At 68.1% G+C, this 24,312-nt stretch carries 19 protein-coding genes; 11 read left to right on the top strand and 8 right to left on the bottom strand.

Features of this window, described 5'->3' with window-relative positions:
• Positions 1-224 precede the first annotated feature (224 nt).
• The 6 genes from ruvB to glnII form a co-directional block, all read right to left on the bottom strand.
• Positions 225-1,277 carry a Holliday junction branch migration DNA helicase RuvB gene (gene ruvB, locus BJY22_RS22005; RefSeq protein ID WP_167209652.1) on the bottom strand — a complete coding sequence of 351 codons (1,053 nt, stop codon included), beginning with the start codon at positions 1,275-1,277 and terminating at the stop codon, positions 225-227.
• Positions 1,278-1,280: 3 nt separating this feature from the next.
• Positions 1,281-1,883, bottom strand: a complete 603-nt coding sequence (gene ruvA / locus BJY22_RS22000) for a Holliday junction branch migration protein RuvA (RefSeq protein ID WP_167209650.1) — start codon at positions 1,881-1,883, stop codon at positions 1,281-1,283.
• Positions 1,880-2,476: a crossover junction endodeoxyribonuclease RuvC gene (ruvC, locus tag BJY22_RS21995; RefSeq protein ID WP_167209648.1), complete on the bottom strand. Its 597-nt coding sequence runs from the start codon at positions 2,474-2,476 to the stop codon at positions 1,880-1,882. The genes ruvA and ruvC overlap by 4 nt, the downstream gene beginning before the upstream one ends.
• A gap of 127 nt (positions 2,477-2,603) precedes the next feature.
• Complete coding sequence (locus BJY22_RS21990; RefSeq protein WP_167209646.1) at positions 2,604-3,761, bottom strand: GNAT family N-acetyltransferase; 1,158 nt, start codon at positions 3,759-3,761, stop codon at positions 2,604-2,606.
• A 187-nt stretch (positions 3,762-3,948) separates the two neighbouring features.
• Positions 3,949-4,407, bottom strand: a complete 459-nt coding sequence (locus tag BJY22_RS21985; RefSeq protein WP_167209644.1) for a hotdog fold domain-containing protein — start codon at positions 4,405-4,407, stop codon at positions 3,949-3,951.
• Positions 4,408-5,340: 933 nt separating this feature from the next.
• Positions 5,341-6,360, bottom strand: coding sequence for a glutamine synthetase (gene glnII, locus BJY22_RS21980; RefSeq protein ID WP_167209642.1), 1,020 nt, complete (start codon positions 6,358-6,360; stop codon positions 5,341-5,343).
• Positions 6,361-6,536: 176 nt separating this feature from the next.
• On the opposite strand from glnII, the gene BJY22_RS21975 reads away from it, so the two are divergent.
• The 11 genes from BJY22_RS21975 (at position 6,537) to BJY22_RS21925 (ending at position 21,228) form a co-directional block, all read left to right on the top strand.
• On the top strand, positions 6,537-8,045 hold the full coding sequence (locus BJY22_RS21975) for an FAD-dependent oxidoreductase (protein ID WP_167209639.1): 1,509 nt from the start codon (positions 6,537-6,539) through the stop codon (positions 8,043-8,045).
• Between the two features lie 125 nt (positions 8,046-8,170).
• The gene (locus tag BJY22_RS21970) at positions 8,171-9,217 is read left to right on the top strand and encodes a LacI family DNA-binding transcriptional regulator (protein ID WP_238350427.1); all 1,047 of its coding nucleotides are present in this window, start codon (positions 8,171-8,173) and stop codon (positions 9,215-9,217) included.
• Positions 9,214-9,849, top strand: coding sequence for a DUF1961 family protein (locus BJY22_RS21965; RefSeq protein WP_167209637.1), 636 nt, complete (start codon positions 9,214-9,216; stop codon positions 9,847-9,849). Before BJY22_RS21970 ends, BJY22_RS21965 begins: the two co-directional genes overlap by 4 nt.
• A gap of 135 nt (positions 9,850-9,984) precedes the next feature.
• Complete coding sequence (locus BJY22_RS21960) at positions 9,985-10,602, top strand: YesL family protein (RefSeq protein WP_167209635.1); 618 nt, start codon at positions 9,985-9,987, stop codon at positions 10,600-10,602.
• A 10-nt stretch (positions 10,603-10,612) separates the two neighbouring features.
• Positions 10,613-12,172: an extracellular solute-binding protein gene (locus BJY22_RS21955; protein ID WP_167209633.1), complete on the top strand. Its 1,560-nt coding sequence runs from the start codon at positions 10,613-10,615 to the stop codon at positions 12,170-12,172.
• 2 nt (positions 12,173-12,174) lie between these two features.
• Positions 12,175-13,161, top strand: a complete 987-nt coding sequence (locus BJY22_RS21950) for an ABC transporter permease (RefSeq protein WP_167209631.1) — start codon at positions 12,175-12,177, stop codon at positions 13,159-13,161.
• A gap of 13 nt (positions 13,162-13,174) precedes the next feature.
• Positions 13,175-14,071, top strand: a complete 897-nt coding sequence (locus tag BJY22_RS21945) for a carbohydrate ABC transporter permease (protein WP_167209629.1) — start codon at positions 13,175-13,177, stop codon at positions 14,069-14,071.
• A complete protein-coding gene (locus BJY22_RS21940) occupies positions 14,068-16,650 on the top strand; it encodes an exo-rhamnogalacturonan lyase family protein (protein ID WP_167209627.1) in 2,583 nt (860 codons plus the stop codon). The genes BJY22_RS21945 and BJY22_RS21940 overlap by 4 nt, the downstream gene beginning before the upstream one ends.
• Complete coding sequence (locus BJY22_RS21935; RefSeq protein WP_167209625.1) at positions 16,623-19,319, top strand: exo-rhamnogalacturonan lyase family protein; 2,697 nt, start codon at positions 16,623-16,625, stop codon at positions 19,317-19,319. The genes BJY22_RS21940 and BJY22_RS21935 overlap by 28 nt, the downstream gene beginning before the upstream one ends.
• 10 nt (positions 19,320-19,329) lie before the next feature.
• Positions 19,330-20,343 (top strand): rhamnogalacturonan acetylesterase, encoded by a 1,014-nt coding sequence (locus tag BJY22_RS21930; RefSeq protein ID WP_167209623.1) that lies wholly within the window; start codon positions 19,330-19,332, stop codon positions 20,341-20,343.
• 69 nt (positions 20,344-20,412) lie between these two features.
• A complete protein-coding gene (locus BJY22_RS21925) occupies positions 20,413-21,228 on the top strand; it encodes a hypothetical protein (RefSeq protein ID WP_167209621.1) in 816 nt (271 codons plus the stop codon).
• A 151-nt stretch (positions 21,229-21,379) separates the two neighbouring features.
• Here BJY22_RS21925 and BJY22_RS21920 read toward each other — a convergent pair whose 3' ends face one another.
• Together BJY22_RS21920 and BJY22_RS21915 are read right to left on the bottom strand one after the other, a co-directional pair.
• A complete protein-coding gene (locus tag BJY22_RS21920) occupies positions 21,380-21,622 on the bottom strand; it encodes a PRC-barrel domain-containing protein (protein WP_202891211.1) in 243 nt (80 codons plus the stop codon).
• Positions 21,623-21,709: 87 nt separating this feature from the next.
• Positions 21,710-24,310, bottom strand: a complete 2,601-nt coding sequence (locus tag BJY22_RS21915) for a hypothetical protein (RefSeq protein WP_202891210.1) — start codon at positions 24,308-24,310, stop codon at positions 21,710-21,712.
• Positions 24,311-24,312: the final 2 nt, after the last annotated feature.

Genomic DNA, 24,312 nt, shown 5'->3' with positions numbered 1-24,312 from the left:
TTCGTCGGGTCGGTTGGAAGCGTGCTCTGCGCCGGTGCGCAGGTCACGGCGGAAACGACCTGGAGGTCAGGCCACCGGGGAGTCTAACGCCGAGCGTCAACAACTGCCGCATGACGCCGGGTCACGTTTGAGTTACTCACTACGCACTGTCTACGTTCCGGCACCGACAGAGGTTCCCCCGGTGTTCGTCTCTTCAGTTGGCCTGGGGATCCTCCAGCATCCCGTCAGTCCTCGTCGGTGTCGAACAGCGTGTCCGCGAAGGTCGCGCCCTTCGGCACCTTCAGCCCGAGGTGACGCCAGGCCGCGGGCGTGGCGACGCGGCCGCGCGGCGTCCGGGCCAGGTAGCCCGAACGGACCAGGAAGGGTTCCGCTACTTCCTCCACAGTCTCACGTTCTTCGCCGACCGCAACCGCCAGCGTGGAAAGACCGACCGGTCCGCCCCCGAACCGGCGGCACAGGGCGTCCAGGACCGACCGGTCCAGCCGGTCGAGGCCCATCCTGTCCACCTCGTACAGATCCAGCGCGGCCTTCGACAGCGCGAGGGTGACGATGCCGTCCGCCCGTACCTCGGCGTAGTCGCGGACCCGGCGCAGCAGCCGGTTCGCGATCCGCGGCGTACCGCGGGACCGGGACGCGATCTCGGTCGCGCCCTCGGCGGTGATGTCGACCTCGAGCAGCGCGGCCGAGCGGTTCACGATCTTCTCCAGCTCGGCGGCCTCGTAGAACTCCAGGTGACCGGTGAAACCGAACCGGTCCCGCAGCGGCCCGGGCAGCAGACCGGCCCGCGTGGTCGCGCCGACGAGCGTGAACGGCGGGATCTCGAGCGGGATCGCGGTGGCGCCCGGTCCTTTGCCGACGATCACGTCGACGCGGAAGTCCTCCATCGCCATGTAGAGCAGCTCTTCGGCGGGCCGGGACATCCGGTGGATCTCGTCCAGGAACAGGACTTCGCCCTCGCTCAGCCCGGACAGGATCGCGGCCAGGTCGCCGGCGTGCTGGATGGCCGGACCACTGGTGACGCGCAGTGGTGCCGACAGCTCACTGGCGATGATCATCGCCAGCGTGGTCTTGCCCAGCCCTGGCGGGCCGGACAGCAGTACGTGGTCCGGCGCGCGGTTGCGTCCGCGGGCCGCGTGCAGCACCAGCTCGAGCTGCTCGCTGACCCGGCGTTGCCCGCCGAACTCGGCCAGTGAGCGTGGCCGGAGCGCGGACTCGATCTTGCGTTCCTCGAGATCCACCGCATCCGCGGAGACCAGTGGGCGAACGTTGTCTTCCATGGTCTACGCCTTGGAGAGCACGCGCAGCGCGGCACGCAGCAGGTCGGGAACGGACGGGTTCGGGTTCTCGGCGGCGAGCGGCGACACCGCGGTGACCGCGTCCTCGGCATCGCGGGCGGACCAGCCCAGACCGACCAGACCGGCGTGCACCTGCTCGCGCCAGGCCTCCTGGACCTGCAGCGGCCGGCCGGTGACCGTCTTGGACGGCGCGCCGATCTTGTCCTTCAGCTCCAGGACGATCCGCTGCGCACCCTTCTTCCCGATGCCCGGAACCTTCACCAGGACGGCGAGATCCTCGGTCGCGACGGCCTGGCGCAACTGGTCCGGGCTCAGCACCGCGAGCGCGGCCTGGGCCAGCCTCGGCCCGACCCCGGACGCGGTCTGCAGCAGCTCGAACAGGTTCTTGGCGTCGTCGTCCGCGAACCCGTACAGCGTCAGCGAGTCCTCACGGACCACCATCGAGGTAGCGATCCGGGCCTCTTGTCCTGGGCGCAGACCGGCCAAGGTGCCCGGGTCGCAGTACACCTGCAGGCCGATGCCCCCGACCTCGACGACGGCACTGTCGACCCCGATGGCCGCCACCGGGCCCCGCACGAACGCGATCATCGCTTACCTTCCTGCGCCGCCACCGCGGCACGCAATCTCGCCATCTGCAACCGCGACTGCGCGTGCGCCTGGGCCTCCAGGTTCGCCCGGCTGGTCGCGGCCTGCTGCAACTTGCTCGCCACGCCGCCCCGCCACACCTGGCAGATCGCCAGCGCGAGCGCGTCCGCGGCGTCGGCGGGCGTCGGACGCTCGCTGAGCTTGAGGATCCGGGTGACCATCGTGGTCACCTGTTCCTTGTCCGCACGGCCCGACCCGGTGACCGCGGCCTTCACCTCGCTCGGGGTGTGCAGCGCGACCGGCAGCCCGCGCCGCGCGGCGACCACCATCGCGACACCGGATGCCTGCGCCGTCCCCATCACGGTCCGGACGTTGTGCTGCGCGAAGACCCGCTCGACCGCGACCGCGTCCGGCTGGTGCCGGGCGATCCACTCGTCGAGTTCCTCCTCGATCCGGACCAGCCGCTTGGACACGTCCAGATCGGCCGGCGTCCGGATCACCCCGACGGCGACCAGCGCCGGCGGCTTCCCCGGTGTCCCCTCGACGACGCCGAGGCCGCACCGGGTCAGTCCCGGGTCGACGCCGAGCACCCGCATGGACCACCTCCGAACGTTTGTTCGACAACCCTAATCGGCGGCCGGCTGCCACCGGAAACCGACGCGCCGACACTGCGGTCACGCGGATGCCCGCTGCTCGGTGCTCGCGGGCGTCGGGCGGCTCCCGTCAGAAGTAGTCGAGCATGTACGGCGTGGGTCCGCCGAAGACCGTGTCCAGCGCCGGGTCTAGAGCGTCTCCCCCGGTGACCAGTCCGGCGCCGCGCAGCGCAGCCAGCCGTGTACCGGCGTACAGCGCCGCCAGGCCGCGCGGGCCGACGCGGAGCGCGTCGGTCGACGGCTCGGACGGGGTGAGCCGGGCGGATCCGTCCGCGATCGACAGGTGCCAGTCGCCGGTGTTCGCGGGCAGCTCAGGATCGTCGATCCGCAGCTCCGCCTCGAGTACGGCGCCTTCCGGGAAGCCGCGCGCCGCCAGCGCGGCCGGGGCGTCGACAAGGCGGAGCATCCAGCGGACGATCCGTGCGTCGCCGTCCGCCTCGTGCTCGGCGAGGAGGTGGATCGGGTCGAACGGAGCGCAGTACGCATGCACGGTCTTCGCGATCGACGCGCCCGAGCCGACGGTCGCCCACAGGGCCCGCGCGGTCTCCTCGGATCCGGCGATCAGCTCGTCGACGACCAGGTCGCCGTCGGACCAGTTGTAGACGACGAACCCGTCGTCGGCGACGTACGCGAAGTTGTCCTCGTCCTCCAGCCAGGACACGATCTCGGACCGCGGCCAGATGAGCGGGCCGCTCGAGCGCTTGGTCTCGTGCGCCGTGGAGGCGAGCTCGAGGAACCGGTCCGCGTCGGCCGGGCCGGCTTTGCGTACCGCCGTACCGCTGCCGCCGAGGGTGCGCAGATCGGCCGCCTGGAAGGAGAACTTGTACCGGCTGCCCGCGAACTCGTAGCCGAGGTGCCGGTAGAGAACCGTCGTCGCCGGATACAGCCCGGTCAGCGGATACCCCTTGTCCGCGCACCGCTGCAGCACGCCGCGCATCAGCAGGCTGCCGACCCCGCGGCCGCGGTACTCCGGGGCGACCACGACACCGGCCACTCCGCCCATCGGCACCCGACGGCCGCTCCACCACTGCTCGAACGGCCAGATCCGCGCCGCCGCAACCAGCACGTCGCCGTCGACGACCCCGAGGAACCGCCGGTCCGCGACGAACGTCAGCGCCGTCTTCTTCCACTCGTCCCGGTCGCCGCCCGGCCCGAACGACCGGATCCGTACCTGCCACACCGAGTCCAAGTGCTCCTCGGTGACGTCCACCACCCGCAGCTCAGTCACCCGGAGACCTTACGTCCTGCGCCGGGCTCCGCGGACCCTATTTCGAATCTGCAGCTCGACAGTACGTATACCTCCACCACACTGCCGGGCACGCCTGGCTGGAGGCTCCTGCCATCCGCAGTGGACACATACGTACTGTCGAGCTGCCGCAGCCAGGGGTGGAGGGACTTGGGCGACCACCGACCGGCTACTTCTTGTCCGTCACCCACAGGTGGATGGTGCCCTCGACGACCACGGTGCCGTCGTCGCGGGTCGCCTTCACCTTCACCGGCACGTCGGGGCCCGCGGTCCAGGTGTCCGGGTCGGTCTCGGCGGAGCAGGTCAGGTCGGACGTCGATTTGGCGAGGTACGCGACCTCCATGCCCTTCGGCAGCCACCGCTTGCCCGTCGGGACCGTCGCCTCGGCGAGCGCCCCCATCGCCGCCTCCAGACCGTTGCACACGGCAATCGCATGCACGGTGCCGATGTGGTTCAGCACCGCCCGGCGCTTCGGCAACGTGAGCGCCGCGTAGTTGGGACTGACCTGCACGAACCGCGGCCGCACGGACCGGAAGTACGGCGCCTTCCAGGTGAACCCCCAGGAGAACACCCGCTCCCCACCCGGCACCCCACGCAACCGCTCCCACAACCCCAGCACCTGACTCATGCCGACATGTTACTCACGAGTCACATCCACTGTGAAGAGGTACTCGAACGTGGGGAACACGCGAAAGGACACCGCTTCGCGACCGCAGTTCCTTTCAGCCGCCTCCGGCGTCGCACACCACGCCCTCTCAGCACGAGGCGGTAGCGAAACAACACGCCCTGACGAACTGCTCGCCCCCAACTGGCCGCACCACGACAGCAGACCCGCTAGCCACACGCGGCGGAGACCCGTTAGCCGCCCCGCGGGAGCAGGCCGTCGGCCACACCGCGGCCACAAACCCGTTAGCCGCAGCCCCGTTAGCCACACCGCAGCAGCAGACCCGTCGGCCACACCGCGGCGGCAGGCCCGTTGGCGGCAGGCCCGTTGGCCGTTCCGCGGCGGCAGGCCAGTTGGCCATCCCGGGCGGCGCCCAAACCGTCTGCGCAACCACCGCCTCTGCGACGCAGCCCCCTCGCGACCCCGGCAACCGCACCGAGCCGGTAGATCACCCGCCGAGCCAGGCGATCCCCCCGCCGGGGATCACCTGCTGAGCCGGGGCACCACCTACCGGGCCAGGCGATCACCCGCCGAGCCGGGGCAGCACCTACCGCGCCGGAGCACCGCCCACCGAGCCGGGGCACCACCTACCGAGCCAGGCGATCACCCGCCGAACTGGGGGATCACCTGCTGAGCCGGGCGATGTCTGTCGTGAGGACTGAGGCGAGAGCTGCGGGATACCTCGGAGGGTCCGCTGTCCTGCCTCGGGCTTTGCGAGTGGGTTCTGCGAGTCGACCGTTGTCGTCCTTCGTCCTCGCGGGCCAGGAAGCTCTTCAGCTACCTCCGCGAGGACGGCTCGTGCTCCGCGGTCGGCGCCATGTGAACGACGTACTGCCCAGAAGCCGGAACTGAATCTCTCAGTCCGGCTTCTGGGCAGCAGTTCGGATGCGGCTTCGGTCAGACCTGGCCGGCCTTCTCCAGGGCGGTGCAGCAGGTGTTCACCAGGAGGCGGGTGACGTTGTACGGGTCGATGTTCGCGTTGGGGCGGCGGTCCTCGATGTAGCCCTTCTTGTCGACCTCCACCTGCCAGGGGATGCGGACCGAGGCGCCGCGGTCGGAGACGCCGTAGCTGTAGACGTCGTGCGGCGCGGTCTCGTGGGCGCCGGTCAGTCGCTCTTCGATGCCGTCGCCGTACCCGGCGATGTGCTCCTCGACCTTGCCCGGGGCGCCGAGCGCCTCGCAGGCGGTGATGATCGCGTCGTAGCCCTCGCGCATCGCGCGGGTGGAGAAGTTGGTGTGCGCACCGGCGCCGTTCCAGTCACCCTTGGCCGGCTTGGCGTCCAGGGTCGCCGCGACGTCGTACTCCTCGGCGATGCGGTACAGCAGCCAGCGGGCCACCCACAGGTGGTCGGCGACCTCGACCGGACCGGCCGGGCCGATCTGGAACTCCCACTGACCCGGCATGACCTCGGCGTTGATACCGGAGATCTTCAAGCCGGCCTCGATGCAGGCGTCCAGGTGCCGCTCGACGATGTCGCGACCGAAGACCTCGTCGGCGCCGACGCCGCAGTAGTACGGGCCCTGCGGGGCGGGATAGCCGACGGCCGGGAAGCCGAGCGGACGGCCCTCCTGGAAGAAGGTGTACTCCTGCTCGATGCCGAACCAGGAATCCTGCTCGGCGTACTGTTCGGCGATCGGGAGGAGCTTGGCCCGGTTGTTGGTCGGGTGCGGCGTGCCGTCGACGAGGTAGACCTCGCACAGCACCAGCTTGTGGTCGCCGCCGCGGATCGGGTCGGGACACGAGAAGACCGGCTTGAGTACGCAGTCCGAGTTGTCACCCGGCGCCTGGTTGGTGCTCGAACCGTCGAAGCCCCACTCCGGCAGCTCGACGCCGTCGGCAAGGATCTTCGTCTTCGACCGGAGCCGCGCACTCGGCTCGGTACCGTCGATCCAGATGTACTCGGCCTTGTAGGTCAACTGTCCATCCCTTCGTCGAGGCCGTTTCCCTCAGGTGTTCCTGAACCGACCCGCCTCGACAGTGCCAACGGGCGATTACGGACCTGTTGCCCAATTGTGAACACGGTGTTACCGAGCCGCCCCGTGCGCCGAGCAGGTGACCTGTGGGCGGCGGGTGCCGACGTAGGGTTTGGGCGATGACTGAGGTGCTGGTGTACGGCGGGACGGCGGGTGGCGTCTGCGCCGCGGTGGCGGCTGCGCGGGCCGGGGCTCGGGTGGTGTTGCTGGAGCCGGGGCGCCATCTCGGTGGGATGGTGTCGGGCGGACTGGGCTACACCGATCTCGGGGACAGCCGGGTGCTGGGCGGGCTGGGGCGGGAGTTCATGCTCGCGATCGCCGAGCGGTACGGCGTACCGCCGGGCCACTACGCCGGGCCGGAGCCACACGTGGCGGAGTCGATCCTCACCGGCTGGGTCGAGGACGCGGGCGTCGACGTGGTCCTCGAAGCCGCCCTCACCGGGGCGCAGCTCGCCGACGATGTGATCACCTCGATAAGTACGACGGCCGGCGACTACGCGGCCGGCGTGTACGTCGATGCGTCGTACGAAGGGGATCTGATGGCCGCGGCCGGCGTCCCGTACGACGTGGGGCGTGAGAGCAGGACGCAGTACGGAGAATCGCTCGCCGGGCGGCGGGAATTCGCGCCCGGGAAACACCAGTTCCCGTCCTTCGTGTCGCCGTTGACCGACGGCGGCGTCCTGCCGCTGGTCCACGATCGGCCGCTGGCGGAGGTGGGCGCGGGCGACGGCGGCGTGATGGCCTACGGCTACCGGGTGTGCCTGACCCAGGCGCCGGACCGGATTCCGTTCGAGCAGCGTCCCGGTTACGACCCAGCCGAATGGGAGTTGGCGCGGCGGTGGTTCGCCGTACTGCGGGCAAACGGTGTGGAACTGTCCGCGGGCGACGTGATCGGCCTGGTGCCGAACCTGCCCAACGCCAAGTGTGACGGCAACTCGATCGGCCCGCTGTCGCTCAGCCTGCTCGACGGGACGAACTGGGCCTACCCCGAGGCCGACCGCGCCCAGCGCGAGCGCATCAGGCAGCGTCACGAGGACTACACCCGCGACTTCCTCTGGTTCATGACCACGGACCCGGACGTGCCCTTGCCGGTTCGCGAAGGGCTGTCCGCGTGGGGTCTTCCGCCGGACGAGTTCACCGACACCGGCGGTCTCCCCCACCAGCTGTACGTCCGCGAGGCGCGCCGGCTGCGCGGCGAGTACGTCCTCACGCAGCACGATCTCCTCCCCCGGCCGGTCGCGCAGTACGACTCCGTTGCCATGGGCTCCTATCACGTCGACATCCGCGAGATGCAGCGCACCTGGTCGGTCGCTTACGAGCATCCGGATCCGGTCGCGTCGGTGTTCAACGAGGGCTATCTGTCCGTCGGCGTCGCGCCGTACCAGATCCCGTACCGCTGCATCGTGCCGCGCTACGACGACTGCCAGAACCTTCTCGTCCCGGTCTGCCTCAGCGCCTCGCACGTCGCCTTCGCGTCGGTCCGGATGGAGGTCCAGTACGAAATGCTCGGCCAGGCCGCCGGCATCGCCGCAGCCCAGGCGGTGACCACGGCCCGCCCCGTACAACAGATCGACGTACGCCGCCTGCAGGAGGAGCTCAACGCCGCCGGCGCCGTTCTGGCACTGTGAACGCCAGCTCACCGCGAAGCCGGGTACCGACGGACAGCGCGCCACCGCTGCGGCCGACGGGCTGTCGCCGCGAAGCGGTGTCCGGTGGATTTAGACGATTCAATCCGGTCTGACTAGACTGCGGGATGACCGGATCGGCTGCTGGACGGGGGATGATGGCGACGCCCAGCATCAAGGAGGTCGCGCGGCGGGCCGGGGTCTCGGTGGGTACGGTCAGCAACTTCTTGAACCGGCCTTCGATCGTGGCGCCGGCGACGCGCAAACGTGTGCAGGAAAGCATTGACGCGCTCGGCTTCGTCAGGAACGAGGCGGCGCGGCATCTGCGGGCCGGCAAGAGCCGGACGGTCGGCCTCGTGGTCCTCGATGTCAGCAACCCGTTCTTCACCAACCTCGCCGAGGGTGCCGAGTCGCTCGCGTACGAGCACGACACGGTGGTGATGCTCTGCAACAGCAAGACCGACCCCGTGCGCGAGGGCCATCACCTCGACCAGCTCGAGCAGCAGCGCGTGATGGGCATCCTCATCACCCCGTTCGACAGCAGCGATCCGCGGCTCACCGCGCTGGTCGACCGCGGTACGCCGGTCGTCCTCGTCGACCGTACGGCGGACCGCGGCCTGTGCTCGGTGTCGGTCGACGACCAGCTCGGCGGACGTCTCGCCGGGAACCACCTGATCGAGTCCGGCCATCGCCGGATCGCCTTCGTCGGCGGGCCGTTCACGATGCAGCAGGTGGCCGACCGCAGGGCCGGGATCACCGCGACCGCCGAGGAGACCGGCGGCGTCGACCTGCAGCACTACGAGGTCGACGTGATGGGCGTCGTCGAGGGCCGCGCGATCGGTGAACGCATCGCCGCGCTCCCGGCCCGCCTCCGGCCGACCGCGGCGTTCCTCGCCAACGACCTGCTCGCCCTCGGGTTCCTGCAGGGCATGGCGGTGGCCGGCCTGCGGGTCCCGCGGGACATGGCGATCGTCGGGTACGACGACATCGACTTCGCCCGCGCCGCCGCCGTACCGCTGTCGTCGGTGCGGCAGCCGGCCGAGCTGCTCGGCCGGTCCGCGATGGAGCTGCTGCAGGAGGAGGTCGAGGCGGCCGAGCGGCACAAGCACCGCCAGGTCATCTTCCAGCCGGACCTGATCGTCCGCGAGTCCAGCTACTACCAACGCCGCCGATGACGATCTACTACGAGAACCCGCTCGCCTCGCCGGCCGACCTCGACGGCTTCCGGCTCGAGGGGGACGGCGCGACGTCGTTCCCGCTCGGCCGCCTCCGGCTGGAGAGCGTGCGCCCGGCCGAGGACGGACAGGACGCGAACGTGGTGCTGTGGTGTCCGGAGGACTTCCCCCCGGACATCACCGTGGAGTGGGACTTCTGGCCCGTCCGTGAGCCGGGCCTGTGCATCCTGTTCTTCCACGCCAGGGGCCGCGCCGGCGAGGACATCTTCGACCTGTCGCCGCGCACCGGGCCGTACGACCAGTACCACCACGGCGACCTGGACACCTACCACGTCTCGTACTTCCGCCGCCGCTGGCCGGCCGAGCGTGCCTTCCACACCTGCAACCTGCGCAAGAGCTACGGCTTCCACCTCGTCGCGCAGGGCGCGGATCCGATCCCGGACGTCGCGGACGCCGACGGCCCGTACCGGCTGCGACTCACGGTGCGGCAGGGCGAGGTCACGTTCGCGATCAACGACCTGGTCAGCTTCGGCTGGCGCGACGATCAGCCGCTGCCCGGAGGCAAGCTCGGCTTCCGCCAGATGGCTCCGTTGATCGGCGAATACGCGAATCTGCGCGTCTCGCCGTCCTGACCTGCGGCTTCGCGCAAAACCGGTTTCCCGCAACCCGTGACCGGTCTCTGACAAACGCTTTCCGAAGCCTTGACATTGAGACGATTCAACCATACGGTCACATCACTTTTCGCCCGATTCAAGGCAGGAACCGGCATGACTACAGGCTGGGCAATCAAGCTGTACGACGTTGCAGACGAGGTGTTGTGGGCGATCAAGCTCAATGCGCTGTGGATCCTCTTCACCCTCCTCGGCGGAGTCGCGCTCGGTATCGGGCCGGCCACACTTGCCGCCTATTCGCTGGCCAGACGCCGGTCATCCGATGAATCGTTTCATGCCTTTGCTGCCTTCCGTACCGCGTTCCGCCGCGAGTTCCGCCGCGGCACGCTCGTGGTACTCCCCCTGGTCGCGGCCGCCGTCGTACTGGTGGGCAACTACCTGTACTTCGCGGCGGTCGGTGCCGCACTCCCCCGGCTGGCCAGTCTGGTCGCGCTCGTCGCGCTCGGGCTGATCTCGGCCTACGCGTTGCCGATGGCCGTGCACTACGACCTCGGCATTCGCACGTTGTTGCCCAAGGCATCGTTGATCGCACTCGCGCGGCCGGCGTCGTCCCTGGTCCTGTTGTTCGTCGCGATATCCGTCGGCTACCTGTCCGGCAAGTTCCCGCTGTTCGGGATCGTGCTGGCCGGTGGCGGCTGGATCCAGCTCAACACCTGGCTCTGCCTGCGCTTCTTCGCCGAGAACGAGGCGCGCCTGCACCCGAGTGGTAACTGAAAGGGAACTCATGTCCACACTCCCCCGACTGCGACACAAGATCATCGCAGCGACCTCGCTGGCGCTCAGCACAGCGCTCCTGGCGGCCGGCTGTTCCGGCGGCAGCGACGACGCCGACCAGCAGGCCGGTTTCGGTGAGCTGACCGTGATGACGAAGCTGTTCGGTACCGCGCCCGATCCGAACGGTGAGATGCAGCAGGCCGTCGAGAAGCTGATCGGCAAGAAACTCAAGGTCACCTGGGTGCCGAACGCGGAGTACGGCGACAAGGCGAACGTGACGCTGGCCTCGGACAGCATCCCGGACGTGATGGTGGTCAACGAGAAGAGCCCGTCGTTCGTCAAGGCGGCCGAGGCCGGCGCCTTCTGGGACCTGACCGGCAAGCTCGACAAGTACCCGAACCTCAAGCCGGCCGACGAGCAGACCGCCAAGAACTCGATGGTCAACGGCAAGACGTACGGCATCTACCGGGTCCGGCCGGCGCTGCGCTCCGGCATCGTGATTCGCAAGGACTGGCTGGCCAAGCTCGGCCTGAAGGAGCCGGAGACCGTCGGCGACCTCTACGCGATCGCCAAGGCCTTCACCGAGCAGGACCCGGACGGCAACGGCAAGAAGGACACCTACGGCCTGATCATCCCGAAGTGGCCCGGCAACTACGCCAGCGCCAGCCCGTACGACGTGATCGAGACCTGGTTCGGCGCGCCGAACGGCTGGGGTGAGCGCGACGGCAAGCTGGTCCCGGGCTTCGACACCCCGGAGTTCCTGGAGGCCAACCGCTGGCTGAAGAAGTGGATCACCGAGGGTCTGGTCAACAAGGACTTCGCCACGCTGGACACCGGAAACTGGAACGACCCGTTCGTGCAGGGCAAGGGCGGCATGATCATCGACGTCAACGTGCGCGCCACCCAACTGCTCGACCTGTTCAAGGAGAAGAACCCGAAGGACTTCGACAAGGTCACCCTGATCGGGAACCTGAAGCGTGACGACGGGCAGAAGTTCTCCTATCCCTTCACGGGCTACAACGACGTGATGGCGATCTCCAAGCAGCGCATCCGGACCGAGGCGCAGCTCGACGACGTGCTGAAGACGCTGGACAAGCTGCAGTCGAAGGAAGGCTCGATCCTGCTCACCAACGGCATCGAGGGCCGCAACTTCGAGGTCGAGGGCGAGTACGCCGTCCCGATCAACCAGAACGACCCGAAGGTCAAGGCGATCCAGAACGACGTGGACAAGGCCTTCATCCAGCTCGGCACCCGGGCCAGCGTCGGTCTGGGCGCCTACAAGGTGAAGCCGGCCGACGAGGCGAGCCGCAAGATGCGCGAGTCGTTCGACGTGCTGATGAACGAGGACCTGAAGACGGCCGTGCACAATCCGGCCCTCGGCGTGATCGCACCGACCTCGGTGGCGAAGGGCCAGACGCTCGACACGATCGTCCCGGACGCGCGGATCAAGTACCTGTCCGGTGCGATCAGCGAGGACCAGCTGAAGGCGCAGATCAAGCGCTGGTACGACGGCGGCGGCACGGACATCGCCAAGGAGGTCAACGACCTGGCCGCCAAGGCGGGCGGCTGACGATGGCAACCGACCTCGTGCCGGAGGTGGTGCGGCCGGCCGCGGATTCCTCGCGGCCGGCGCCCCCGCCGAAGCGCCGGCCCCGGGATCTCCGCCGGGACCTGCTCCGCTATCGCTGGCTGTACCTGCTGCTGTTGCCCGGCCTGGCGTACTTCCTGGTGTTCAAGTACCTGCCGATGTACGGCCTGACCATCGCGTTCAAGGACTACGTGCCGTTCCTCGGGTACTCCGGCAGCGAATGGGTCGGACTGAAGCACTTCCAGGAGCTGTTCACCGGGCCCGACTTCGGCCGATTGATGTTCAACACGCTGCTGCTTGCATTGCTGACGATAGTCTTCGTCTTCCCGGCCCCGATCGTGGTCGCGCTGATGCTGAACGAGCTGCGCGTCAACGTGCTGAAGCGGTCCGTGCAGTCGCTCATCTACATCCCGCACTTCCTGTCCTGGACGATCGTCGCGTCGCTGACCTACCTGCTGTTCTCGGTCGACTTCGGCGTGATCGCGAACTGGATCCACGGCGTGCTCGGCGGCGAGAAGACCGACTACGTCGCACAGGCGGACTGGTTCCGGCCGCTGATCGTGCTGCAGCTGCTGTGGAAGCAGACCGGCTGGGGCACGATCATCTACCTGGCCGCACTGGCCGGGGTCGACTCGCAGCTGTACGAGGCGGCCCGGGTGGACGGCGCGGGCCGGTGGCGGCAGTTCTGGCACATCACCCTGCCGGCCATCCGGCCGACCATCGTGGTGATGGCGATCCTCACCTCCGGCAACCTGCTGGACTCCGGGTTCGAGCAGATCTGGCTGATGACCACGTCGCTGAACCGCGATGTCGCCGACGTCTTCGACACGTTCGTGTACTACGTCGGCATCACGCAGGGCGCGTTCAGCTATGCGACCGCCGTCGGCTTGTTCAAGGGCGTGATCGGTGTCCTGCTGATCTTCGGCTCCAACTGGCTCGCGAAGCGCCTCGGCGAGCGCGGCCTGTTCTGAGGGGACACTGACGATGCTGAAGAAACAGAAGTCCGTCCGGTACTACGACTCGGCCGGCAGCCGCGCCTTCGACGTACTGAACATCGTGCTGCTGGCCGGCCTGGCGCTGACCACCGTGTTGCCGCTGCTGTATGTGGTGGCCGGGTCGTTCGCGACCGAGTCGGAGATCAGCTCGCGGCCGTTCTTCCTGTGGCCGGAGAAGTTCGTCACCGACACGTATCAGTACATCTTCTCCACCGACACGTTCATCCGCGCGTTGCTGACCACGATCTGCGTGACCGCGGTCGGCACGGCGGTGCAGCTGATCCTGACGCTGACGATGGCTTATCCGCTGGCGAAGCGGCAGCTGCCGGGACGTGCACTGGTGCTGAACATGGTGATCTTCACGTTGGTGTTCAGCGGCGGGATGATCCCGACGTACCTGGTGGTGCGTGACCTCGGCCTGCTGAACAGTTACTGGGCGCTGATCCTGCCGCTCGCGATCAACCCGTTCTACCTGATCGTCGTCAAGACCTTCTTCCAGCAGTTGCCCGAGGCGCTGGAGGAGGCCGCACGGATCGACGGGTGCAACGAGCTGAACGTGTTCCTGCGGATCGTGCTGCCGTTGTCGAAGCCGATCATCGCGACGTTCTCGCTGTTCTACGCGGTCGCGATCTGGAACGACTACATGTCGCCCTTGCTCTACATCGACGACAGCAAGAAGTGGACGCTGCAGATGATCGTCCGCCAGCTCACCGCGGCGAACGCGGACTCGGCGAACGTACTGCAGCAACTCGAGACGGTCACGTTCCCCGAGCAGGGCCTGAAGTTCGCGGTCGTGGTCGTGGCGACGCTGCCGATCCTGTTCTTCTACCCGTTCCTGCAGAAGCACTTCGCGAAGGGTGTGCTGATCGGGTCGGTGAAGGAATGACCATCCTGCAATGGCTGGAAACTCCTTGTGGACAAGGCGTTTCGTGGGGCATTCCGTGGCCGCGCGGAACGGTTGCCGAGGGCACCCGGTTCGCGTTGGCCGACGGTACGCCGGTGCAGAGCTGGACGACCGCCACGTGGCCGGACGGTTCGGTCAAGTGGTCCGCACATGCCATCGGCCCGTCCGAGCGGCCGGAGTCGTCGTACGAGCTGGTCACGGGTGAGCCCGCGGCGCCTGATGCTCCGGTGCAGGTCGAGCGGGTCGGCGACAAGGTCCGGGTCACGACCGGTGAGGTGACGTGGACGCTGCGGAAACCACGATTGGTCGCGTCGATCGCGGTCGGCGAGCAGGTGATCGTGCGCGACGTACGGCTGGTGAGTCTGCGGCAGAGCGCGCCGGACAACGACCTCGGAGCGGTGCGCGAGCAGACGACCGCGACCGTGGACCGCATCACCGTCGAGCAGGACGGGCCGGTGCGGGCCGTGGTACGGCTGGAGGGCAAGCACGGCGACTGGCTGCCGTTCTCGGTGCGGCTGTACTTCTATGCGGGCGCTACCGACGTACGGATCATGCACAGCTTCGTCTGGGACGGCGATCCGGACCGTGACTTCCTGGCGGGCCTGGGACTCAGCGCCGACGTTGTGATGCGCGATGAGCCGCACAACCGCCACATCCGGCTCGCTGGCCCGTCCGGGCTGCTCACCGAGGCAGTCCGCGGTCTGACCGGTCTGCGCCGCGATCCAGGTGAAGAGGTACGTCGTACGCAAGTAGCCGGCCGTGCTGTCGAAGCGATCCCGAACCCGGAGGTGGCCGACCGCCTGCACGTCATCCCGCAGTGGAACGACTACACGCTCGACCAGACCAGTGCGGACGGTTTTACCCTGCGCAAACGCACCGGACCGGGACAGGGCTGGATCACTATCCCGTCCGGGACCAGAGCGCCCGGCTACGGGTACGTCGGCGGCGTCAGCGGTGGACTGGGCTTCGGGCTGCGTGACTTCTGGAAACTGCATCCGACCCGGCTGGACATCCGCAACGCGGCCACTGACGTCGCCACGGCCACTGTGTGGATGTGGTCGCCCAGTGCACCGGCGATGGACGTGCGGTATTGGCACGACGGAATGGACCAGGACACGCACGCCGAACAGCTCGAGGGACTCGAGATCACCTACGAGGACTACGAGCCGGGATTCGGCAACGCGCACGGCATCGCTCGCACGCACGAGCTCAGTCTCCGCGTCCACAAGTCCACACCGTCCGCAGCTGAGCTGTCCGAGCACGTTGCCCTACTCAACTCCCCCGGCCTGCTGACAGTCTCTCCAGCGCGTCTGCTGGAGGCAGGTGTGTTCGGCACCTGGAGTCTGCCCACAGCCGACGACCAGGACATCGAGGCCCGACTGAACTTCCTCTTCCAGTACTACGTGCGTCAACGCGAACAGCGACGCTGGTACGGGTTCTGGGACTACGGCGACGTCATGCACACCTACGACCCCGACCGGCACACGTGGCGCTACGACGTGGGCGGGTACGCGTGGGACAACTCGGAGCTGTCGCCGGACCTCTGGCTCTGGTACCAGTACCTGCGGACGGGCCGGGCGGACGTGTTCCGCTTCGCCGAGTCGATGACCCGCCACACAGGTGAGGTCGACGTACATCACCTTGGTCGCTGGAAGGGGCTGGGGTCGCGGCACAACGTGCAGCACTGGGGCTGCAGCTGCAAGCAGGTGCGGATCTCCAGTGCGATCTACCGGCGCTTCTACTACTACCTGACCGCCGACGAGCGGACAGGTGACCTGCTGGACGAGCTGGCTGCCATCGAGGAGACGTTCCTCGTCGTCGACCCGCAGCGGAAGGTGCGGCCCGACGTGTACTCCCCCGACCCCCATGCACTGTCCATCGAGCTCGGCGTGGACTGGGGCGCGCTGGCCGCTGCCTGGCTCACCAGGTGGGAGCGGTACGGAGACGAACGAGCACGTGCCCGGCTGGTGGGGACGATGACCGACATCGCGGCTCTCCCGTACGGCTTCCTCACCGGGAGCGCCCGGCTGGACCTGTCCACCGGCCGCTTCGACACCAGCCGGAGCTCCATCGCGGTGTCGCACCTGTCGTCACTGTTCGGCCTGCCCGAGATTTGTTCGGAGCTGATCGACCTGGACCTCGACGTACCGGGGTTCGAGAAGGCATGGCTGGACTACTGCCGGCTCTACCTGCTCTCACCCGAGGAGCAGGCCGCAGAGGTCGGTCAGCCCTTGCAGGGCATCTCACTCGTCCAGGCCCACAGCCGACTGGCCGCGTACGCCGCCGCGCGCACCGGCGACCCGGAGCTCGCCCGCTTGGCCTGGCGCAAGTTCTTCGTCGACGAAGGCGACCAGCTCAACCGCAACGCCATGCAACGCGAAACGGAGTGGAAGACCACTCCCGTCACCGGCGCCCTGATGCCGGTCGACGAGGCCGCGTTCGTCAGCACCAACGGCGCGTCGCAGTACGCGCTGGCAGCGATCCAGAACCTGTCCCTGATCCCCGAACACCGAAACGACAGAGGTGGAACGGCATGGAGGTCTCCCGACGCACTGTCCTAGCAGGTCTGGCCGCAGTACCTGCTGTATCCCTGCTGGACAGCAACATCCAACCAGCCGCGGCTGCTGGAGCCCCCGACGTCAAGCTCAGCTGGCTGGAGGGCAAGCCCACCACAGCGGCTGTCACGACCTGGGGTACGCCGTGGCCGAAGGGCGCCGTACCGGCGAACCAGTCCTTCGCACTGAAGGCCTCGGACGGTACCGACGTACCGGTGCAGAGCTGGCCGACCGCCTACTGGCCGGACGGCTCGCTCAAGTGGAGCGCGCACGCGATCGCAGTGGAAACACCAGCCGAGTCGTACACGCTCGGCGCAGGTACGGCGACCGCACCCGCGCGGCCCGTCACGGTCAAGAACGAGAAGCTGTACGTCGACGTGGACACCGGAGTGATCCGGACCAGGATCCGGAAGAGCGGATCGGAGGTGGTCAGTCAGATCTGGCGCGGTGACGTGCTGATCGCGCACAAGGGTGTCCTGGTCAACCTGAAGCAGGACAAGATCGCCGAGACCGAGGAAGGCGGCGCGGTCCGGGAGCGGTACGAGAGCGACGTCCAGAAGGTCACCGTCGAGCAGGCCGGTCCGGTGCGGGCCGTGGTGAAGGTGGAGGGCCGGCACAAGTCACGCAAGGGCATGACGTGGCTGCCGTTCTCGATCCGGCTGTACTTCGTCGCCGGTGCGGAGAACGTGCGGATGGTGCACACGTTCGTCTACGACCGCGACGGGCAGAAGGACTACATCGCGGGGCTCGGTGTGCGCTTCTCGGTGCCGATGCGCGATGCGGCGTACGACCGGCACGTCCGGTTCGTCGGCGAGGGGCACGGGGCGGTGTCCGAGGCGGTCAAGGGCATCACCGGCCTGCGGCGCGATCCGGGTGCCGCCGTACGGGCGGCACAGATCGCCGGGACGAAGCTGCCGGATCCGTCGACGTGGGACCAGCGGGTGACGACGCGGCTGCAGTACATCCCGGAGTGGGGTGACTACTCGCTGAGCCAGCTGACCTCGGACGGGTTCACGGTTCGCAAACGGACGAAGACGGGATTCGGCTGGGTGCCCGTCGACCAGGGGAAACGCGCGTCCGGGCTCGGGTACGTCGGTGGCGTGAGCGGCGGATTCGCCTTCGGGCTCAGGGATTTCTGGCAACGGCATCCGACCCAGCTGGACATCCGGAACGCCGCGACGGACGAGGCCGAGGTGACCGTGTGGCTCTGGTCGCCGGACGCCGGCGCGATGGACACGCGGTTCTACCACGACGGCATGGGCCAGGACACGTACCCGAAGCAGCTCGAGGGCCTCAACATCACCTACGAGGACTACGAGCCCGCGTTCGGTACGCCGTACGGGATCGCCCGGACCTCGGAGTTGACCTTCTGGGCGCTCGAGGCCACGCCGTCGGCCGCGCGGCTGGGTGACCTGGCGGACCAGGTGCGGACACCACCACAACTGATCAACCCCGTGGATCATCTGGTGAGCACGCGGGTGTTCGGTGGGCTGTTCAGTCCGGTCGACCGGTCGGTGCCGGCGAAGAAGGCGATCGAGGATCACCTGGACTTCCTGTTCGACTTCTACCGCGGACAGGTCGAGTCCCGGCACTGGTACGGGTTCTGGGACTACGGCGACATCATGCACACGTTCGACGAGGACAGGTTGGTCTGGCGGTACGACGTGGGCGGGTACGCGTGGGACAACTCGGAGCTGTCACCGGACCTGTGGCTCTGGTACGCGTTCCTGCGGTCCGGGCGTGCGGACATCTTCCGGTTCGCCGAGGCGATGACGCGGCACACCGGCGAGGTCGACGTCTATCACCTGGGGCAGTGGGCCGGTCTGGGTACGCGGCACGGCGTACAGCACTGGGCGGACAGTGCGAAGCAGCAGCGGATCAGTACGGCGGCGTACCGGCGGTTCTACTACTACCTGACGGCCGACGAACGTACTGGCGACCTGCTGTCGGAGCTGGTCGACTCGGACAAGACCTTCCTGGTACTGGACCCGCTGCGGAAGATCCGGACGGAGCCGTACACACCTGACCCGCATGCACTGTCCATCGGCCTAGGTACGGACTGGAGCGGTCTGGCCGCTGCGTGGCTGACGGAGTGGGAGCGTCAGGGACCGAAGGCCGACGTAGCGAAGGCCAAGCTGCTCGGGACGATGGAGACGATCGGAGCGATGCCCAACGGGTTCGTGACCGGCAGCGGGCTGTACGACCTGGACACCGGTCGATTCGCGCCCGTCACCGAGAAGATCGTGAGTGTGTCGCACCTGAGCGCCATGTTCGGCGAGGTGGAGATCTGCGCCGAGCTGATCGACCTGGTGGACATGCCGAAGTTCGAGGCCGCCTGGCTGCAGTACTGCCGGCTCTTCAACGCCACCCGTGCAGAGCAGACAGCCGAGTGCGGTGCGCATTTCGGCAACCTCATCCTGCGGCAGGGCCACGCGCGACTCACGGCGTACGCCTCCGTCCGACTGGACCGCGACGACCTGGCCGCCCGCGCGTGGAAGGAGTTCTACACCGGCGACGGCTATGCCCCGACGCTCCCCTGGACCGCCGAGGACGTGACCAGCACCCTCAACCCGACCGAGGCCGCCAAGTGGGTCTCCACCAACACCACAGCCCTCTACGGCCTCTCAGCCATCCAAACCCTCGCCCTGATAGGCAACCAGATCGTGAACCCGTGAGGAGGTCGACATGCTGCGCTTACTCACGGCAGGGGTTGTACTGGCACTCGGTGCCCAGCCGATGACTGCCGACGCGGCCGCACCGGCGGCGGACTGCACTGGCGAGGCGCCGGTCACGTGCACGTACGATGTTCCACCGGGCGACTACGCGGTGACGGTGGTGCTGGGCGACCAGCACCACCCCGTCGAGGTGGTCGCGGAGGCCCGGCGCCTGCTCTTCTCGGGTAGCTCCGAGGCGGTCCTGCACTTCACGGTGAACGTGCGTGACCCGGAAGGTCAGCAGAACGGCTTCGGCGGACCGGGAACTCCCGGACTACAACTGCGGCTCACCGGAGCGGTGCCGGAGAAGGTCGTGGTGACGCCGGCTCCGGTGGCGACCAGACGGGTGTTCCTGGCCGGCGACTCCACGGTCACCGACCAGGAGACCGCGCCGTACACCGGCTGGGGACAGCGGCTGCCCAGGCAGTTCGGGCACGGCCTGTCGGTGGTGAACCATTCCGGCTCGGGCGAGAGCACGGTGTCGTTCCTCGCCGAGCCCGGGATGTGGGCGGCGCTGCGACCGCAGCTCAGGCCGCGGGACGTCGTCCTCGTGCAGTTCGGCCACAACGACAAACAGACGACGGCCGAGCAGTTCCGCGCCAACCTCACCGAGATCGTCGCCGGTATCCGGGCCACCGGCGCGACGCCGGTGCTGGTGACTCCGATCGTCCGGCGCTGGTTCACCGGGACGAAGCTCAACTCCGCGGGCCTGATCGTCAACGGCCTGGGCGTCGACCTCCCGTCCGAGATGCGCTCGGTCGCGGCGACCGAGCACGTCGACCTGATCGATCTCACGGCGCGGTCACAGGCCGTCGTCGAGAGCCTCGGGCCGGAGGCCGCCAAGACGCTCTACCTCACCCGCGAGAAGCGCGACGACACCCACACCTCGGAGTACGGCGCCACGCTGTACTCCGAGCTGGTCGCCGCGGGACTCCGCGACCTGCACCTTCTCGACGACCGCTACTGGAATCCCTCGGAGGGCTGATCGCAACTTTTCGGACGGCGTCCGCATCTTCCTGGTATCTGCACCGAACTGTGCGGAAGGGGGAGCAAGATGCGGACACGTCGTCTGGCTGCCGGCGCGATGGTGGGCGTGCTGGCTTCACTCGTGGTTGGTTGCCAGGGATCGGACCCGGCAGCCAACGACGCTCTGGGGAGCACGCCCACACCTGCGCCGGTATCCACTCCGGTCACGACCTCGGCGGCGCCACCGCCGACTCCGAGTCCGACACCGACGGTGACGAAGCCGTCCACGCCGCCGGACACGATCTCGCGGCTGTCGGCGGCGGCGATCCTGCGGAAGACGCAGGCCGCCGCGAAGGCCGCCGACAGTGTGCAGATGAAGGGGTCGCTGACCGACGGCAAGGACCGGATCGTGCTCGACGTCGGGCTCGGCAAGGCCGGGGGCCAGGGGTCGATCAGCGTCAACGGCGCCTCGATGTCGGTGATCGTGATCGGGCGCACGGCGTACTTGAAGATGAGCGACAAGTTCTGGCGCGCGCAGACCAAGTCCCAGGCCGAGGCGGACGCGCTCGTCGGGCTGATCGCCGGCCGGTGGATCAAGACGTCGCTGAGCAACAAGGAGCTCCAGGACTTCGCGGCGTTCGGCAGCAAGAGCGAGTTCTTCGACACGCTGTTCGAGCCGAGCGGCACGCTGCGCAAGACCGCGCCGCGGACGGTCGACGGGGTCGAGTCGATCGGCCTGCGGGACCCGGACGGGACGCTCTGGGTCGACACCGCGACCGCGCGGCCGGTACGGCTCGAGTCGTCCAGCACCGATGCGCTGTCGTTCAGCGACTACAACCAGGTACCGGCCCCGAAGGCCCCGCCGACCGCCCAGGTGATCGACGGCAAGGCCCTCGGCATCTGACTCGTCAGATCTTGATGACCGTCACCCGGCTGTCGCAGAGTCGCGCAAACGTCCGTTGGATCGCTCGTCAGCATGGTGACCGGCGCGGGTGCATCAAGACCGCGCCGGCAAGCTTCCGAGCCGGATGTTGCCGAGCCAGAGCTCCCGGGGTCTACCGGTACAAGCCGCCGTAATAGCCGCCGAGGCGGGTCCGGTAATCGTCGTTTACGCCGGCGGTCTCGTCGTACTCGGGGGCGTCCTTGATCTCGTCTTTGGTGCGGTCGACGAAGACCTTGCGCTCCTCGGTGTCGACGCGGTCCACTACGCCTGCCGGCAGCAGTACTTTGCGACCGAAGATCCACGGACCGGTGTCGACGACCAGACCGGAGGTGCCGGCTTCGTGCGCTGTACCCATTCCCACGCATCGGCCGCGCTGCGATACCTCGCATGTCTGCTGTCTGTCCGCAGTGCCGGCGCTCGGTGGTAGGCCGGATCGGGGGGGTCATGGCGACGTCGGCGTGGCGGTCGGCGTTTCTGACTCGGCCGGCGTGGGGGTCGGCGTGGGGGTCGGCGTTTCTGTGTCGGTCGGCGTGGTGGAGGGATCCGGCGTGGTCTGAGTTGGTGTGGTCTGAGTTGGTGTGGTCTGATCCGTCGGGCTGGTCCCGGATGTGGTTGGTGTGGGCACTGGGTGGGTCGTTGTCGTGGGGGTACTCGTGGGTGCGACCTGTGGTGGTTCGCTCGGGCTGAATGAGGGTGTGGGGGTCTTCTCGGCGGCGGGCGACTCGTCGCCCGCGTCGGTCGGATCCTGTCCTGGTTGCGTTGTCGGCGTTGATGTCTGGGGCTTGTCGGGCACGGTCAGCGCACCATCGGCGGCGATGACGGCGAGGATCTGTTGTTCGAACGACGTGAGCCGGTCGCGCAATTCGGATAGCGGGTACTGCTGGATCGAACGCGCGAAGTCCGCCAGCCGTGCCCACACCTGATTGAGCGCCGCCATGCCATCGACCGAGAGTGGGCGGTCCAAGGTCGCGACAAGTTGGGTTGCCAGTGCGTAGCTCAGGCACTGTACGCAGTTGTAGTTCAGTGCTCCGGCGAGGTTCTGGGGTACGACGATGTCAGCGTCACCGATGACCAGCACTACTTGGAAGGCGATTGCCACCGCCGCGCAGTGCGTGCAACTTGCAAATGCGTAGGCCTCGTTGGTGTTCGTCACCGGATTTGAGGACGCCTCGGCCCAGACCAGAGCGAAGGCGATGTCGTAGATGACGGTGTCGTCGGTGGTGTTGACGGCAAGCGCTTGGTTGTCGCCTGGTCCCGCAGGAAGTGGCTTGTCGAAGGGGAACACCCACACCGGAGCGCCAGGTGATTGCGGGTCACCCACGACAGGCAGGCCGCTCGAAGCGTCGTTCGGAGATGGCGGGGCTGTGGGTGCAACGGTGGTCGGAGATGAGGTCGACGGTGCGACCACTCGAGCGCTGCCCGACGTACGAGGCACCATGACGAGAGCCAATGTCGGGCTTTGGCGGGTGGGTCGCTTCACTCCGGCCGGCCACACGGTCTGTGTCCGACTCACGTCCCCCTGCTGCAGCTGTCCACTGCCGGTGGGAGGCTGCGAGGTCGTGTGCTGTGCCCGATCGACGAAGTCGCTGACAGTGCCGCGCTCGTTCGGGGTGATCGGCCGGTACCGGTCGCCGTGCGGCCACCAAGCCCAACCGAGCACCGCGATGATCGTCAACGCGACGACCGCGGCGACTGAACGCTGCGCGGGCTTACCCGCGGTGCGCCGCCACACAGACCTCACCATCCTGCCGACCAGCAGCCACAGCAGCAGCCCCAGGCCGAGCAGCGGCAGCGCCAGCGCGAGGATGGCCAGCCCACGAGCCAGGACCTCGACAAGGTCTGCGTCGTGCCAGCCACCGGCAAGCATCCGCCACTGCTCTTCGACACTCGCCCTGGCGGTGGCCACTACCCGGGGCAGCATCACCACGGTCAGGGCCAACACGACCAGCATCAGCGGCACAACCGTGAGGCACCACACGGTGATGACCGCCTGGGCCCACAGCTTGAGCGCCCGGTTGTCGCGGTCTCGCCAGCGCCAGGGCAGCAGGCCGGTCAGGGTCGGTTTGATGTGGTGGTACAGGTCGGGGACGCCGGTCAGGTCCGCGAGTACGTGATAGCCGTCGAAGCGGATGGTCGGCAGCAGTTGCCGGATCATCTGCAGAATCTGCGTCACCACGACAAGCAGGAGTGCGTCGTACCCGGTCACCTGGGCGACCACGACCGTCGCCACGGCAACGATGGCGTTGAAGTACAAGCCGCCGAGGTCGGTGCGTAGGCGCCCGCCGCGCCCGAGCCGGTAGGAGTCTGTGACGTCGGTGTAAAAGGCCGGCCAGAACAGGTAGTACCCCATGCCCATGGCGCCCGGCGTCGATCCTCCGTACCGGGCGGCCGCCGCGTGGCCGAACTCGTGGAATCCCGCCGACAGCACGGTCACTGCGAAGACCAGCAACAAGAAGCCGGGCGTGTGGAACGCCTCGTACGCGGCCGACGCCAGCCCCTGGTCGAACAACAGCCACCAGCACACGTACACGAACGCCGTAATGATGCCCACCACGGGCAACGGACTGAACAGCCGCGCGAACGGCCGGGTGATCCGCTGGGTGCGACGCGGGTCGGTGACGGCATACCTGAACCGCAGCCCCAGCAGCGGATCCGACCTACGCACACGCGGCTCCGACCCATCCGCGGCGCGCACCAGACCAAGGGGCTGCAGCCTCTGCACCAGGGCCGCTACATTGGCCGCCGACACAGACCGGCCGTAACTCGCGCTGACCAGCTCCGCGATCTGGGCGTCGCCACGATGACCGTCGATCGCCTCCAGCACCAGATACAACAGCCTGGTCAGCTGAATCATCTGCCCGTCCGCGCGGCGGACCAGTGCCGGTGGGGTGCGATAACCCGATCCGGCCATCTCACCCAACAGCACGACATCAGCCGCTCGGACGGGCACACCGCTGGTCGGCGCACCGCTGGTCGTCGAGTCGACGGTACCTGCGACGCGAACCGCGCCGGCCTGCACCGGCGATTCCTCCGGACCGGACACTG

The organism is Kribbella shirazensis, from assembly GCF_011761605.1.
In the GTDB taxonomy this organism is placed as follows: domain Bacteria; phylum Actinomycetota; class Actinomycetes; order Propionibacteriales; family Kribbellaceae; genus Kribbella; species Kribbella shirazensis.
The sequence above is the reverse complement of the archived record's forward strand: the minus strand, read 5'-3'. Positions and strand labels throughout refer to the sequence as shown.

Coding starts and splice junctions, on each gene's coding strand:
- BJY22_RS21925 (WP_167209621.1), top strand. CDS start 20,413: ATGCGGACACGTCGTCTGGCTGCCGGCGCGATGGTGGGCGTGCTGGCT.
- BJY22_RS21985 (WP_167209644.1), bottom strand. CDS start 4,407: ATGAGTCAGGTGCTGGGGTTGTGGGAGCGGTTGCGTGGGGTGCCGGGT.
- ruvB (WP_167209652.1), bottom strand. CDS start 1,277: ATGGAAGACAACGTTCGCCCACTGGTCTCCGCGGATGCGGTGGATCTC.
- BJY22_RS21975 (WP_167209639.1), top strand. CDS start 6,537: ATGACTGAGGTGCTGGTGTACGGCGGGACGGCGGGTGGCGTCTGCGCC.
- BJY22_RS21965 (WP_167209637.1), top strand. CDS start 9,214: ATGACGATCTACTACGAGAACCCGCTCGCCTCGCCGGCCGACCTCGAC.
- BJY22_RS21930 (WP_167209623.1), top strand. CDS start 19,330: ATGCTGCGCTTACTCACGGCAGGGGTTGTACTGGCACTCGGTGCCCAG.
- BJY22_RS21955 (WP_167209633.1), top strand. CDS start 10,613: ATGTCCACACTCCCCCGACTGCGACACAAGATCATCGCAGCGACCTCG.
- BJY22_RS21970 (WP_238350427.1), top strand. CDS start 8,171: ATGACCGGATCGGCTGCTGGACGGGGGATGATGGCGACGCCCAGCATC.
- ruvA (WP_167209650.1), bottom strand. CDS start 1,883: ATGATCGCGTTCGTGCGGGGCCCGGTGGCGGCCATCGGGGTCGACAGT.
- ruvC (WP_167209648.1), bottom strand. CDS start 2,476: ATGCGGGTGCTCGGCGTCGACCCGGGACTGACCCGGTGCGGCCTCGGC.
- BJY22_RS21920 (WP_202891211.1), bottom strand. CDS start 21,622: ATGGGTACAGCGCACGAAGCCGGCACCTCCGGTCTGGTCGTCGACACC.
- BJY22_RS21940 (WP_167209627.1), top strand. CDS start 14,068: ATGACCATCCTGCAATGGCTGGAAACTCCTTGTGGACAAGGCGTTTCG.
- BJY22_RS21960 (WP_167209635.1), top strand. CDS start 9,985: ATGACTACAGGCTGGGCAATCAAGCTGTACGACGTTGCAGACGAGGTG.
- BJY22_RS21950 (WP_167209631.1), top strand. CDS start 12,175: ATGGCAACCGACCTCGTGCCGGAGGTGGTGCGGCCGGCCGCGGATTCC.
- BJY22_RS21945 (WP_167209629.1), top strand. CDS start 13,175: ATGCTGAAGAAACAGAAGTCCGTCCGGTACTACGACTCGGCCGGCAGC.
- BJY22_RS21935 (WP_167209625.1), top strand. CDS start 16,623: ATGGAGGTCTCCCGACGCACTGTCCTAGCAGGTCTGGCCGCAGTACCT.